This is a genomic window from Borrelia coriaceae (genome assembly GCF_023035295.1).
GTDB classification, from domain to species: domain Bacteria; phylum Spirochaetota; class Spirochaetia; order Borreliales; family Borreliaceae; genus Borrelia; species Borrelia coriaceae.
This window is the reverse complement of the sequence record NZ_CP075088.1, coordinates 14,164-28,073: the sequence shown is the minus strand read 5'-3', so window position 1 is coordinate 28,073 and position 13,910 is coordinate 14,164. Positions and strand designations below refer to the sequence as shown.

General features: G+C 30.5%; 15 protein-coding genes. 12 read left to right on the top strand and 3 right to left on the bottom strand.

All coding sequences use genetic code 11. From position 1 onward, the window contains the following. Positions 1 to 248 precede the first annotated feature (248 nt). Both bcCo53_RS07000 and bdr read left to right on the top strand, forming a co-directional pair. Entirely contained in the window at positions 249 to 1,061 is an 813-nt protein-coding gene (locus bcCo53_RS07000) for a hypothetical protein (protein ID WP_025409106.1), read from the top strand. Between the two features lie 102 nt (positions 1,062 to 1,163). After that, positions 1,164 to 1,763 carry a Bdr family repetitive protein gene (bdr, locus tag bcCo53_RS06995; RefSeq protein WP_246938456.1) on the top strand — a complete coding sequence of 200 codons (600 nt, stop codon included), beginning with the start codon at positions 1,164 to 1,166 and terminating at the stop codon, positions 1,761 to 1,763. A gap of 24 nt (positions 1,764 to 1,787) precedes the next feature. Here the strand turns inward: bdr and bcCo53_RS06990 are convergent, their stop codons facing one another. The 3 genes from bcCo53_RS06990 to bcCo53_RS06980 form a co-directional block, all read right to left on the bottom strand. Further along, the gene (locus bcCo53_RS06990; RefSeq protein ID WP_246938455.1) at positions 1,788 to 2,189 is read right to left on the bottom strand and encodes a hypothetical protein; all 402 of its coding nucleotides are present in this window, start codon (positions 2,187 to 2,189) and stop codon (positions 1,788 to 1,790) included. A 65-nt stretch (positions 2,190 to 2,254) separates the two neighbouring features. Continuing rightward, a complete protein-coding gene (locus bcCo53_RS06985) occupies positions 2,255 to 3,823 on the bottom strand; it encodes a plasmid maintenance protein (RefSeq protein WP_025408926.1) in 1,569 nt (522 codons plus the stop codon). A 357-nt stretch (positions 3,824 to 4,180) separates the two neighbouring features. Continuing rightward, positions 4,181 to 4,603: a hypothetical protein gene (locus bcCo53_RS06980; RefSeq protein ID WP_025408927.1), complete on the bottom strand. Its 423-nt coding sequence runs from the start codon at positions 4,601 to 4,603 to the stop codon at positions 4,181 to 4,183. A gap of 432 nt (positions 4,604 to 5,035) precedes the next feature. Between bcCo53_RS06980 and bcCo53_RS06975 the strand changes: the two genes are divergently transcribed. The 10 genes from bcCo53_RS06975 to bcCo53_RS06930 are packed head-to-tail and all read left to right on the top strand — an operon-like array spanning position 5,036 to position 13,867. Next, positions 5,036 to 5,407, top strand: coding sequence for a CCDC90 family protein (locus bcCo53_RS06975; RefSeq protein WP_025408573.1), 372 nt, complete (start codon positions 5,036 to 5,038; stop codon positions 5,405 to 5,407). Then, positions 5,397 to 6,089, top strand: a complete 693-nt coding sequence (locus tag bcCo53_RS06970) for a DUF261 family protein (RefSeq protein ID WP_025408928.1) — start codon at positions 5,397 to 5,399, stop codon at positions 6,087 to 6,089. The genes bcCo53_RS06975 and bcCo53_RS06970 overlap by 11 nt, the downstream gene beginning before the upstream one ends. A 55-nt stretch (positions 6,090 to 6,144) precedes the next feature. Continuing rightward, entirely contained in the window at positions 6,145 to 6,504 is a 360-nt protein-coding gene (locus bcCo53_RS06965) for a hypothetical protein (RefSeq protein ID WP_025408929.1), read from the top strand. Between the two features lie 9 nt (positions 6,505 to 6,513). Next, positions 6,514 to 6,909 carry a BBA14 family lipoprotein gene (locus tag bcCo53_RS06960; protein WP_025408930.1) on the top strand — a complete coding sequence of 132 codons (396 nt, stop codon included), beginning with the start codon at positions 6,514 to 6,516 and terminating at the stop codon, positions 6,907 to 6,909. Between the two features lie 12 nt (positions 6,910 to 6,921). Next, complete coding sequence (locus bcCo53_RS06955; protein WP_025408931.1) at positions 6,922 to 9,684, top strand: right-handed parallel beta-helix repeat-containing protein; 2,763 nt, start codon at positions 6,922 to 6,924, stop codon at positions 9,682 to 9,684. Between the two features lies 1 nt (position 9,685). Then, positions 9,686 to 10,468 (top strand): hypothetical protein, encoded by a 783-nt coding sequence (locus bcCo53_RS06950; RefSeq protein WP_025408932.1) that lies wholly within the window; start codon positions 9,686 to 9,688, stop codon positions 10,466 to 10,468. Between the two features lie 6 nt (positions 10,469 to 10,474). Beyond that, positions 10,475 to 11,263 carry a hypothetical protein gene (locus bcCo53_RS06945; RefSeq protein ID WP_025408933.1) on the top strand — a complete coding sequence of 263 codons (789 nt, stop codon included), beginning with the start codon at positions 10,475 to 10,477 and terminating at the stop codon, positions 11,261 to 11,263. Between the two features lie 23 nt (positions 11,264 to 11,286). Then, entirely contained in the window at positions 11,287 to 11,625 is a 339-nt protein-coding gene (locus bcCo53_RS06940; protein ID WP_025408934.1) for a hypothetical protein, read from the top strand. Then, the gene (locus tag bcCo53_RS06935) at positions 11,618 to 12,820 is read left to right on the top strand and encodes a PBSX family phage terminase large subunit (protein ID WP_246938454.1); all 1,203 of its coding nucleotides are present in this window, start codon (positions 11,618 to 11,620) and stop codon (positions 12,818 to 12,820) included. The genes bcCo53_RS06940 and bcCo53_RS06935 overlap by 8 nt, the downstream gene beginning before the upstream one ends. 12 nt (positions 12,821 to 12,832) lie before the next feature. Beyond that, on the top strand, positions 12,833 to 13,867 hold the full coding sequence (locus tag bcCo53_RS06930) for an anti-CBASS protein Acb1 family protein (protein WP_246938453.1): 1,035 nt from the start codon (positions 12,833 to 12,835) through the stop codon (positions 13,865 to 13,867). Positions 13,868 to 13,910 lie beyond the last annotated feature (43 nt).

The following is a 13,910-nucleotide window of genomic DNA, read 5'->3' as shown; positions in this document are numbered from 1 at the left end:
TATATAATTTGTTTTTAGTACATAAGTATTTGGCTAATAATAATGAACAAAGTTTCCTCAAATAAATACATAGTTACCTCAATTCTATACATAGTTGCCATGAAAATAAACAAAGTTGTCTCTTAACATTTTTTATTTTTACGAGTTGCACCTAAAATGAACAAAGTTGCCTCAAAAATATACAATAGTTGCACTTAAAATATACCAAAGTTGATATTTTTTTTATAAACAGATATATTATATATATAATGCTAAATATAAAAAATATTTTCTCAAAAATCAAGTCTAAAAAAATTTTAAAAAAAATCAAAACATCTAGTACTGACTCACTTGAAATAAATCCTAAAGAAATCATTTCTTTTGTTAAAAATCACTTCTTAATATCAAATAGTACAGAACTTAAAACTATAGGTATCATTCTCGCGTCAGGAATTCCTTTATCTAAACTCAACAACAAAAATTTTACTATCTCTAATTTCACAACAGATAACATTATCTCTTATACTCTATCTTCTAACTTACAAATTAGAAAATACACACTGGTCAATTCTAGACTAATTATCAATGCTATTAATTCTCTAAAAAAACTCAATTCTACTACTTTGACTGCAAAAATTAATCGAATCCTTAAAAAAATGTTCATATCAAACATTACTACTAAACATCTAGAATCTATTTACTTTGCAATCCTTCATTCACTACACAAGCCAGAGTCTACTTATCTTTATCACAACTCAATTTCACAAAAAACCAAATATCAGAATATCAAGCTTGTAAACAAACCAACACCTTTAAATACCCATAAAAACTTAATCTTTATTCATTCTTTCAATTCTCTTCGCATACATAATCCTAACTTACTATTCTATAAAAACAGTAATAATAAACTACACTCAACTATTGCTAATCTAATTGAATCTTTTATTCTTGACTACAAACACAATAAAAATATTCGTACTCTAAAAACCTATATAAACTCAAATCTCAAAAAACTTAATATACCTTATAAATATACTAATAAAATCCAAAAACAAATCTTCTCTCATATATTCGTAGCCTAAACCTTAAAAAGACATCTTTCCTAGCTAGTTTCCTAGCAAACACTTCAAAACTCATTCTATCATCCCTTAAAATACTGTATAATATATATTAAGGAGATTATCATGGGACTTCCCCAAACAATAGGAATTACAAGACAAATGGTCTTAAATGAACTTATTAAAGCAGGTATTAACAGAGACATTGCTGACGATCTGTCTTACAGATATTATCACAACGAGCTTACTTTTAAAGATCTTGAACTGATTAAAATGGAATTAAAAGCTGATATTAAAGACCTTGACAATAAAATTGATAACAAATTTAATGAGCTCGATAACAAAATTAATATTGTTGAGAATAACTTAAATAACAAAATTGATAACGTTAGAAATGAACTAAAATCTGATATTAAAGACCTTGATAATAAAATTGATAACGTTAGAAATGAACTAAAATCTGATATTAAAGACCTTGATAATAAAATTGATAACGTTAGAAATGAACTAAAATCTGATATTAAAGACCTTGATAATAAAATTGATAACGTTAGAAATGAACTAAAATCTGATATTAAAGACCTTGACAATAAAATTGACGAAAACAAAATTAAACTTGAAAGTACATTAAAATTACATAATTGGATGTTTGGAACCATTATTACCCTATGTACAGGTATTTTTTTAACTTTAATTGGAATTATTTACTCTTTTTTAAGTAAGTAATTCACTTAAATCATAATATCAACTCTATGCAATTGTTATCTTACCCTTCTTAAATCCTTTACTTTGCTTGCCTTGTAACCTTTCAAAAGGTACTTCCCTTTTACCCTCTAACACATCAACAGGTTCAATGCCACCAACCTTACCCTTACTATCAACAGACTCCCTTTCCAAACTATCAAGCAATAATTCCTTATAATCCTCAAAAATCATATCCAAAATATTACTCATCAAAGCACCTTGGATTGTTTCACATTCATAATTATCACCAACTCTATTAATTATAATTCCATGACCAGCTCTATATTTCTTTGATACCCAATCCTTAAGATATGCATATACATACTCATAGTCAATATCTTGAGAACTAAGTATTGGAAAGTTAATTATTTTTTTATCACTCCTTTTAGATTGTACTTCACGGCTCATGTAAGTATTCCAAAATCTATGCCTTTTTATATATAATCTTCTTGCTAAATATTTCAAATTAAATCTCATTTACTCTCCTTTTCTTTTAAATTTTCATTTTGGGATTCATTCTCAATCATTATTCCCAAATTCACCATACTTAGCCCCTTAGTAGTTTTAAAGCCACCAAACTCATCCCTAATTGCAAATTTAACCATAGAATCATCATTTGAACTAGCATCTATCATCTTATCCATACCATTATTTGATATATCCAACCCAACACACCTTTCCCTACTCTTTTCCAAAGTAGCAAGCATGCTTTCTCTAGCTTTCTTTTTTAAATTCAATTCTTCTTCTCTTGCCTTCCTAAGTCGCTCTTCTCTTTCTTTTGCTTCTCTTTCAAATAACCCAGTTAAATATTTTTGAAGCCTATCAGCTTCGCGTTTTCTTTCCTCTTCTCTTTCTTTTTCTTTTTCTATCTCTTTTTCTTTTAATTCTTCTACATTTAACTGCTCATTAGCCTTTTTCTCCTTAATAACAGATGCTTTTTTAATTCCTATTCGTAAATTATCTCCATAAGTCTCTTTAACCGCACAATTACTCTTGTACTTATTGGGATACCAATCCCTAAACCTACCTTCCCAAATAAGATCATAATCGCTAATAACTCCATCACTCCGCCTCATCATCATCCAAATCTTATACTTGTACCTATTACCAAACTGCTTTAAGAAATGTTCTAAAATATCTTCGATGTAATATTCACCTTGGTACTCATTTATTGCAGTCTCTAGATTGATTAGGGCATTGATGTATGTTGCATCGTTGTTACTGTATTCTTTTATTTGGTTTAGATAATTTTTACTGATTTTATGTTCACAAATTAACCTTGTCTCTACATCATTCCTTTTAAATCTACACTCTTCTTTTCTTAGTTTATTCGAATCAGTATTCTTAAGAAGCAATTCTTTAGAATTCTTATTATTGCTTATATTAGCTTTATTATTAAAAGCATGAGGGTCGACACGATGCGACATTACACTTTTATTTGGGTCATCTATTTCAGACAGGATTCCAAATTTTTTAAGGTTGGTATAATTAAAATTGCTTTCTTCTAATGAGTCATCAAAATTACCAACAATTTTTTTATCACTTAAATTCTCTTTTAGTAAATGTAAAAGGTATTTAAAGATTATGTCTTTATGTAAATGTGCTAACTGCATATTTTGTTTATAAAAAGACATGCTGCCCTTATTTTCACCAAATCTTATGATTTTAGATTCTAAAAGACCCATTTCATTTAATAACTTTATATCTCTTTCAATTGTTCTTTTACATACTGTCTTTTGTCCATCATTTTTCAGCAGCTTGATTACTATGTTGTATATATCACGTGCTGAGTATTCTTCTACTCCACACGACTTCCTATATTTTGCATTCTTTATATCTATTATCCAGTAGATTTTATACAAGCGCAGCTTGCGTCTTAACATTCTGTTGATTTGATATCTAACTTGAGATACACGAATAAATTTAATATCAGCAGATGTTTTATCTTTATTTAATGCTACAAGAGATTCTAGTATTGACTTTATTTGGTCTTTGGTATCATTTGAATTGAATTTTTTTGTTTCTTTTGTTAAACTATTCATACGGTTTTATTTTGATTCCAAAGTTTAGATTTTCACATCATTTGTGAAGCTTTGGAAATTTATATATTTTATTATATATAAATAATTCACTCTTGACTAGACTTAAAGTCGAGGTGATTTTTTTTATGTACCATCCTCTTATCCCCCCAAACACCTTGGAAACGACTTTAGCTAACCAATATATATAATAAAAGATTTTAATATTTGTCATCAATGATACTATTTTAAAATAATATAAATTTATTTTCAATATGTTATATGACATTTTATTAAAATAAACAATTTCAATATTAGTTTGTAAACGTTAAAAAGTATTTTTAGGTTTTGTATGGTGTTTTTTATATGTTTGGTTTGCTACTAAATGTCTTTTTCCCTTTCTTGTACTTTTTGCTTGAGCATAGCAACTTCTTTTTGTAATTGTATAACTGCGTATATAATTGCTTGTGTGTTTGTATTTTGGCTTTTTACCTCTGTGATCGGTTTAATTGGTGGTACTGGATATTGTTCTTCATATGCACGTATAATTGATTTTATTCTTTGCATTTTTTTATCAATAATTATTTCGGTAGCCATTTTTGTTTCTTTGAATTTTAAATTTATGGTTAAATTAGGAAATACTTCTTCTGGGATATATCTAATTCCATTGTATGTAACATATGCGTTTAATTTTGCTACTTTTGTACAGAGGTTTTGTTTTGTTATTTTGTGTTGATATTTTTCCTCTAATATTTCTGTTGCCTCTTTGACCTTATAAAGTTTGATCTTATTTATTATTTTCATATTTTAGGTTTCCTCATTTTATTTTTATGCTCATATTATAATTGTTATTTAAAAGTTAATCAAATTATATAATAACACTAGCAAAATTTTTATTTTTTATAAAAAATGAATTTTATATACTTTAATAATTTTTAATTAGCCTATATAAAAGCATAATATAGCCTTTATATAGGCTAATTTGAATTTTAAATTCATTGAAATATTATATTATATATGTAATATTATTTGATTTTATAATATTTTTTTTATATAGTTTATTTAGGGATTTTGAAATTGTAACTTTTCAATTCATAATTTCATATTTAGATTTTCTCATAGTATATGAAGTAAGTTACTTTGCTTTTGTTAGCTTTATTAAAGGTGAGGAAAGGTGAAGTATTCTTGCTTATCATTCAAGTCTTAAAGGCCTATTAAATAAAGGAGAGTATTTAATTGTCTAATGGAATTAAAAAGCATATTAATATTATTGGAAGTATTTCAACTGCATTATTTGTGTGTGTTTCTTGGATTGGAACTTACGCATTTAAGGGTTTTTTAGTTGAATTTAAAAAAGAGATGATGGGTGAATTACGTGTTGAAGCTGAAGGACGACTTAAGAGTGAATTTGAATCATTAAAGAGTTTCTTAAAAGAAAGCCTTAAAAAAGATATTGAAAAGTTAGATTCACATATTAAAGAAATGATAGGGGAATTAGAAGCACTTTTATTTAAAGAGCAATTTAAAATCAAACGTGCATTTAAGCAAGAATTAAAAAAATGTTTTGATGCATTAAGAAGCGTTGAGGACATAAATTATGATAAGTAAATTTTTTATGCTCCTTTATGATTTTGCATATAAAATGCTTAAAGATTATTTTATTAAAAAATATAAATCAGAATTGCTTGAAAGTTCTGTGTCATTAGAAGACTCATCTTATCGTGTTATAAGAAAAATAAAGGAAATAGAAAAACACAAGTTAGTAGTACCCTTTCAATATAACTTTAATGAACAAAACACTGCTATTTGCAAATTTGGATGTTATTTTCTATGTATTTTGTTTATTGCATTTGTTGTAAAAGAAATTAAAGACAGCATTGAGAAATGTTTTGATAAGTTTGAAGTCAATTTGCTTTTTAAAAGCCTTGCAAATGCTGGTTGTATAAAAGATGCCAATGCGTACATACTGAGTCCAAATTTAATTTTTAAGCAGCTTGGAGTTGATAGAGATATTCACTATCTTGATGTTCATTACTCTCCTGCTGACTATAAACCTAATGATTGTGATATTTTAGTTGGGAAATACAAAGATAGTAATAATGATTTATACCATTTTGTAATCATTGATAATGATTTAAATTCTATTATTTGGGATTCACTTGGTAGTGCTAAGGCTGTGCGTAATGGCAAGCTTGAGTCTTTAAGGGTATTTAAGATTGTGGATCCGTCTCTTGTTAGGGGTATGAGGCAAAGATTATCACTTTATGGTGATCAATTTAAGAATAATTAAATAAGAATAATTAAAAATTTATGATTTAGATAAAAATTATGTGGAGGATATTATTTTGAGTACAGTAAAGAATGTAAATAAACTTTTTGATGCCTTAACAGCAAAAGATTTTTTACTACAAAAATTTAATGGGTTTTTAGGAGAATCTAAAGTTAAGCTTGCATATGAGGGAATGTCACTTACAAGTTCAATTTTGCATTTTATTTTTTCAATAAAAGATGAGATTGCAAAAAGTAATGAAAATAAACGTGCATTTAAGATTATAAATTCTAGGTTTAAAAAAGCTATTGATCTAGCAATTGAAGCTTGTAGGGCTTTAGAAGATGACCAGAATTGGGATGAGTATAATAAGCTTATAAAACTTAGAGGGCAAGTGGCAAAAGAAATATTGGATGAAATTAGATCAGAAGGTTAAGGAGAATTTATGAAATTGCGATTTAAGTTTTTAAACTTAAGTTATTTAGTATTTTCGTGTTTTGTATTTTTAGCTATCTCATGTAAAGGGCTTGCAAGTCTTCCAAATGAACCTAAGTTAAGTGGCAAAGAAGATGCTGTAAGCTTATCTCATGATGAGGCTTTATTATTTGAGTATGCATTAAGTCTTAATGCATGGCTTATTGATGCTAAGAGTTATGTTAATACCTATTATAAGCATCACAAATTTCCACTTTTTGAAAGTTTTGATCCCACATTTAAGGGCGGTGATGGAGAAGAGGGAGTTAAGGCTAGAATTGCTTATTATAATAAGTACATAAAATCAGTTAAACCCATTGCTTTTAATGTATACAGTAAGTATACGCAAGTCTCATTAAGGGAGTAGGGTAGGCTAATCTTGAAGGTTGAAGGTGAGAAGCCTGATGAGGTTTTAAAGGAAGGAGAGGCAGTAGATATTAAGAGTGATCCCTCCCCTTCTCTTAAAGAAGATATAGAAAAAGAAGATAAAAGCCCCTATCCTGCTCTGAGTATAGGCAGTCCTCCTGTATTGGTTGGCTTAGAGTCTGATTTTACAACTAGTACTGATTTTGAAGAAGAATTTGAGGATATCATCGAGAATGATTCTTGTTTTAGTCTTAGTATTGTATTTTTTACAGATGAAGGACAATTCTTTGATCTAACTCCTTATACTAATGTATCTAGTATCTCTTTAGATCTTAAAATCGTAGATCCCACACTAAAGACTGCACCTAGTAGCTTTAGCTTTGAAGCTTTTGGTCTTTCAGATGAATTTCTAGATTTTCTTTTCTTTAGAAAAGAAAATGTGTATGTAAGGGTAATTGAAGGTGGCAAGTCCCTATTTAAAGGTGTCTTAGAAAAGTTTTTCAGTCGGGCAGTCTTAGACGCAACTAAAAGTATTAGCTTTACTGTAAATGATTATTCTGAACTTTTAAGAGTTTCATTTGAAAAACCTATTCAATTTCCTATTAATTTTAATCCCGATTGGCTTTATGTATATAAACCATCAGAAAAGGAGCATTCATTAGTACATCTAATGTTAGAGAAAAGTAATCTTAAAGATTTAATTGATGATGCTGGTGCTGAAGAGATTTTAGCAAAAGTGCCTGCAGTAATTATTTCGGATGGTGAGGAGCTTGAGACAATACTTTCAGCGCTTCTTTATGAGTTTGGATGTGCATATACATTTACAGGTGATGGGAAGTTACAGATTTTACCTATTTGGAGACGCGAGGTTATAGAAAGGGACGTTGACCTTTGTTCTATTGATGCTTCAAGTTATACTCTCTCAAAGAGTAGTTCTAGTAGTTATGATGCAACGAGAGTTATTTGGAGAGAAGGTAAATTTCAAAGTAAATTAGAATCTATTGAAAATAAAAGGCCACTTTATTCTGCGCCCATTAATGTTCAAGGTACTGGGAGCAGTCTTTATGTTGCGGTTTTGCAAAAGGGAGTTGTCTATCCAGACTTCGCAGATAAAATAGGTAATGCTCTTTATCAAGAGTATGATCCTAAATGGTTTGATACTGTTTATAAGTGGGATTTTAAAAGAAGAGAAGTATGGCATGACCATTATGCAATAAATGAGAATTTGGCTATAATCTCAACACATAATCTTGAGGCCCGTTTTAGTGCTGATCCTGATATTAAACTTGTTCATGAAGAATATTATCCTACCAAAGCACGCATTTGGTTTAAAAATATGTCTTTAGTTCAAGGCGCCCGTTACATTTATTATTTTGATATATATGGTGATGTTTTTTACACAATTGCTCGTAATGTATTGCAGACTGATAATGCAGATGATTTTTACAGTAAACGATTTGAATATTCAACTAGATTTATTTTTGATTCTCAGTCAGCTTTCAGGCTTTTTAATTTCTTAACTAATTTAAGAATCAAAGGACATACAATCATTAATTTTAGATCAAAGCAAGAATTAGAGCTTACTGATTTTGTACATCTTAAACTTGAAGACTTTGGAGTGGATCATTTTTTCTTGATTCTTTCAAAAAAGATTTCAGGATTTGATATGCATACTAGGCTTTATGAGTATGAGGGGATTACATGGGGAGATTATACTCATTATGATTACCTTACAACTTCTACACATATAGGTTCTAAAGATAGTCTAGAATCTATTCCTGAGGTTATAGTTGCTCCTTTTAATTATATAGAAGCAAGCTCTGATTCTTCTCTAATCCCGCATATTGTTGCTATGGGCTTTCAAGATGAAATTACAATGCAAATGGCTTTATTTTTAGCAAAACGTGTTGGAACAAGCAAAATAAGGTTGCTTCCTGGTGACTTTTATATGTACTCCTCAGTTGACATATCTAATTTAGGGATTAGGGGTTATGATGGTGTTGTTATTAGAACTGGTGGTTTTGCAAAAAATATATTCACAGCAACTCATTCATTTAAGGTATCAGGTCTAACTATATGTCAAACCCCTATGAGTGAATTGTGGATAAGGGGTGGCAATCTTAATGATAATAAAGACTTTTATTTAGAGGATAAAAAGTTTGCTAGTTATGCTACTTTAAGATTATGTTCAAGCTATAGAATAAAGGAGCATGAGCGGTCTTCTATTTATGCATCAAGTGCAAATTTTTTATATCTTAAAGACATTACATTTATTTGCAATCAAGGGGTGGCTTTAAAAACAAGTGGGGTTTTAAAGATACTTCTTGAGAATGTTACTTTTAAGTCAACAAATTGTGGATTTGCTATTCATGATGTTCGTGATATGACTCTTATTGGGGTTGAAGTGCATTCCAATAAAAAAGCATCAGTTGCAAATGGAGTTAATGCAATAATGCGCGGTGGGATTGTTAAGGGAAATCGCGAAGGCTTACACTTTAGCAAATTTTCAAGCTTTAAAGCTACTGGAGTTGAGTTTATAAAAAATTTGGGTGTTGCATTGCAACTTGATGAGGTTGTAAGTGCAAGGCTTGAGGGTAATGGTTTTGCAGAAAATAAGGTGGGTCTTAAGATTGATTCTTTAAGTTTATTTATGCGTGATTTTTTCTTAAAAAACGAGATTGGTATTTCATTTACAAAAAAATTAGATGTTGATACTCAAGTTATTGATGCAAATGTTTATGAGGGTAATTTGAGGAATAAAGAGGAGGTAGCATAATTTGGCTATAAGTGATGAGGATTTTGAAGAGATAAAAAGACGATTACAAGCTGATAATGTAAAAATACAATTTAGCGTTGGGGATATAGAGCAAGCAAAGACTTATGTTGGTAAGCTTGGAGAGCCTATTGTAGTAGAAGATAAGGAGCTTTTTGCTATTTGTGATGGTAAGAGTAGCCAAAATCGAAAGTATTATCCAATAAATAAAGGACTATTACCAGTCTTAGATGATGATACTCTAGATTCTTATGTAAAAAATTTAATTGAAAACTGTATGGAGAATACTTATCCAGGGTTTTTAACAGCAGAGTTTGTACAAGAAAACCTCAAGCTTACTAGGTTTAAATTAATTGAAGCATTTGAAGGGACGGGAAAGTTTTGCTTACCAGATGGCAGAAAACTTCCAGAAGGATGTTTTGTAAAAACAAAGTTTGGAATTTCTTATGCACCAAATCTTGAAGGTAAGTTCTTAAGGCATTATGACTCAAGAGGTGTATATGACACTATTCGTACTATTGGTCATGTTCAATATGATTCATTTGCAAGCCATTCTCATTCCTTAAATAGAAATTCTATGAATTTTGAGGGACGTCTGATTTCAAGTTTTCGTGAGCTTTACAAGTCTGGTGATTGGGCTAGTGGTAATTATGCGTTTGTACATGATATGGTTCTTGGTCCTTATGTTTCAAAGTACAACTTCCCAGATTCTACAGAATATTATGGTGATCGTGAAACTAGACCTATAAATGTAGCTTGTCTTTCGTTTTACAGATATGATTGGTAGTTTGTTATGAGCATTAGTAACAAGGATTATAAGGATTTAAAATCACGAATTGCAAATAGTAATGTTCGCATACAATTTGGAGTTGGTGATTATCTTGATGCTAAAGGTTATGAAGGAGTAGTTGGAGAGCCTATTTTACTAAAAGATAAAGGTGTGTTTGCAGTTTGTGATGGTAAGAGTATTGCAAATAGAAAGTACTATCCCATTAATAATAGTATGCAAGCAATTTTAGATGATAATTTGGATGCTGTTTTAGAACATATGATTAATTTTTTTATAGAAAAGGTTCCAGTTGGCATGCTAACTGCTAAATTCCCAGTTGAAGGGAGAAAACTTAATGGATCTAAGCTTATTGAAGCATTTACTAATACAAATAAATTTTGTATTCCAGATGGTAGGCTGTTACCACAAAATTGCTATGCAACTAAAGTCTTAGGTATGACTTATGCGCCATATCTTTTAGGTGGGTTCTTAAGGCATTATGATGCAAAAGGTTTAAATGACTCTGTTCGTACTATTGGTCATATTCAGTCTTCTTCATTAAAGAAGCATAAACACCTTATTAAGTATAAGGGCATAGATTATGATGAGCGTTATAGATTATTTAAGAGGGCTTATGGGTCAAAACGTGAGGATAGTTGGTATTGGAAAGATGGGTCTTATGCTTTGGTATATGGCATAGTGCTTGGTTCTTATGTTGCTAAGTACCATTTTCCAAAGGCAACTGAAAACGCTGGTAGTGAGACTAGACCTAAGAATTTAGCTTATCTTTCGTTTTACAGATATGATCTTTAATGCAAATTAAAAGGAGTTTTGGTTTGAGTAGTGATGAATTTGATTATAAGAGAATATTAAAAGAATCAGTTGAGGCACATTTTTTGTCTTTGGATAATTCTTCTAGTGCTCGCGAGGCATTACTTAAGGCATTTGTTGCTCGTATGTTTGAATTTTCAAATAGTAATGTTTTAGCAACAAGTTTGCATGCATATAGAATGTTTTTTGCAGTGCTTGGAATATCTGAAGTTGAGGATTTGGTTTTAGACATCATTAATAAAGAAAAATTACCTTTAAGTAGTAAGGATAGTAAAGTTTTTGGTAGTTGCGCTTATAGTGATGATGAGATTAAGAGTTTTATAAATAAGAGTGTGAGTGAATAATTTGAGATTTAAAAGACTGCCAGTTTACTTTGAAGCATACCAAAATAAACCTAATGCTGAGATTTTTGTTTATTACTCAAGTCGTGGTACTGGGAAGACTTATGATATTGCAACAGTAAATCTTGAGAGAAAGTTTACACCAGAAGGTGGTGATACTTTAGCAGTTAGAAAGAAGAAAAATAAAACAATTCAGTCAATTCATAAAGAAATTTTAGAGTTACTCAGTAGGTATAACTTAAGGCGTGAATTTAATGTGAGTAAGGCTAAGATAGAGACAAAAAATTTAATATATGGGCGCAAGCGAGCATTTGTATTTGAGGGTGGACATGATACGACGGATCTTAAATCCTATGCACATTTTAAAGATTTATGGCTTGAGGAGGCTAATCAATTTACTGAATCTGATATTGAAATGCTTGTTCCTACAATGAGAGAGCGTGGTGGTAGGATTTACATGTCAAGCAATCCAGTGCCTAGTTCGCATTGGCTTTACAAACGGTATGTTGCAAATGAAGATAATCCTGCGGTGTGTGTTATTAAGAGTACTTATAAAGATAATCCTTTCTTAAATGGAGGAGATATTGATTTATGGCTAGAGAGACAAAGACTTGCGTATCATGGTAATGATATTGGATTTCGAATTGAGGTCTTAGGAGAAGAATTTGAGTTTGGTACAGCACGGTTTATAAAAGATTTTAATGTTTGTGATGAGAGTTTTATTTCAGGGTTGCAGGGCAGTTTTTATACTGGAGTTCACATTAAGGGAAATAGGGTTTGCTTTCTAGAAGTTCTTGTTGGAAGAATTGCTTACCTTCCAGTAACAGTTGTAACTAATGCTAGTAGTAAAGTGTTACTCTCAAGAGAAGATTATGCTAGTGAGTGTGCACGTTTTAGAGGGACTTTTGTTTTGCCTTATGCTAGAGAAGAGTTAAGATTTGTTTTTTCTAAGTTTGGTAGGGGGTCTTTAATTGCAAGAAATCGTAATCTTTATGTGCTCTCAGATTATCTTATACCTAATAATCTTAATGTGGTTAAAAGAGAAGAGACTGAGGATGTAATTTTAGAGTTTAGCCAGACTGAGTATTATTATGATGAATCTTTAGGTAGGGATAGTGGTGCTGCTACAAATCTTGTTATGCAAAGGGATTTAGAGTACATTCCAGCATTTCTTAATGCAGTATCAATTTTAATGTAAGGAGGGCAGTATTTGTTTAAATTTAAATTTTTAAGAAAAAGTGAGAATGCTAGTCTAAAGTCACCCTTAATGCCAGCAAGCAATTCATTAACTGGCGACCCTTTAAGACTTGCTCATCAAATAGCAGAGATATACGCAGGATTTGCAGCATCAAGAGATATTGAGCATAAAACGGGTGATGGTCTTTCTAAGCTATTTGATAATAATTTTAGAGGGGTTATTAAGAATATGGTCTACAAAGCAATTCTTACTGGAGTGAGCGCATTTTACATAGTAGTCCCCGATTCAGAAGATCCACGTACACCCCTTAAGTGTGGATTTCCTTGTCTTTGTTTTAATTTTGGGCAAGTGTGTAATGGTGATGATTATTCTTTTGAAAATATTCATCCAACTCGTATTATAAAAATGCAATCGTCATTTTTAAATTTTGGGGCATTAGAGAAGAGTAGTAGGATTATGAATACTTTACTTGATGAGACTGTAGGGTTTTTAAAGGTTAATAATTTTACTTTTTTAAAGTCAGCAACCCTTCCATCAGTAAAAGATATGACTGCTTATGATTTAGCAGAGCTTAAGAAAAATATAGAAGGGGTACTAGACAGTAATCATAAGATGATGATACTTGGAAGAGAGGATGATATTGCAAATATTACACGCTCTGTAAGCCCTATAAGAGATGCTTTTGATATTATTGTATCTGATATAACACTTCATTCTGGGATTCCTAAAGAAGTGCTCTATCCCATATCTCCTTCTGGGGAGGGCAGTGTTGGGAATTATGACATATTTTACCTTAATATTGAGCAAATCTGTAGGCTTATGGTAGCCCCATTTATAAACTCAGTACTAGAAAAATTTGGGCTTGAGTCTAATTGGCAGTTTAAGGCTGTTAAACCTATTAGTCAAAAGGAGCAAGCAGAAATTGATGAGAAGCACGCACGTACTCTAGCCTTATATACAGAGCTTTTAAGCAAGGCTAAAGAAATGGGAGATTTAGATTTAAGTTTAAAAATTCAATCTGAACTTGAGGAGTTTTTGCAAGTTTAAAAGGAGTGTTAAGGTGATTAGGTAAAAACATAATTAATAATTT

Bases quoted from the DNA above. Each gene is read 5' to 3' on its own strand.
- bcCo53_RS07000 (WP_025409106.1), top strand. From the start codon at position 249: ATGCTAAATATAAAAAATATTTTCTCAAAAATCAAGTCTAAAAAAATT.
- bdr (WP_246938456.1), top strand. From the start codon at position 1,164: ATGGGACTTCCCCAAACAATAGGAATTACAAGACAAATGGTCTTAAAT.
- bcCo53_RS06990 (WP_246938455.1), bottom strand. From the start codon at position 2,189: ATGAGCCGTGAAGTACAATCTAAAAGGAGTGATAAAAAAATAATTAAC.
- bcCo53_RS06985 (WP_025408926.1), bottom strand. From the start codon at position 3,823: ATGAATAGTTTAACAAAAGAAACAAAAAAATTCAATTCAAATGATACC.
- bcCo53_RS06980 (WP_025408927.1), bottom strand. From the start codon at position 4,603: ATGAAAATAATAAATAAGATCAAACTTTATAAGGTCAAAGAGGCAACA.
- bcCo53_RS06970 (WP_025408928.1), top strand. From the start codon at position 5,397: ATGATAAGTAAATTTTTTATGCTCCTTTATGATTTTGCATATAAAATG.
- bcCo53_RS06960 (WP_025408930.1), top strand. From the start codon at position 6,514: ATGAAATTGCGATTTAAGTTTTTAAACTTAAGTTATTTAGTATTTTCG.
- bcCo53_RS06945 (WP_025408933.1), top strand. From the start codon at position 10,475: ATGAGCATTAGTAACAAGGATTATAAGGATTTAAAATCACGAATTGCA.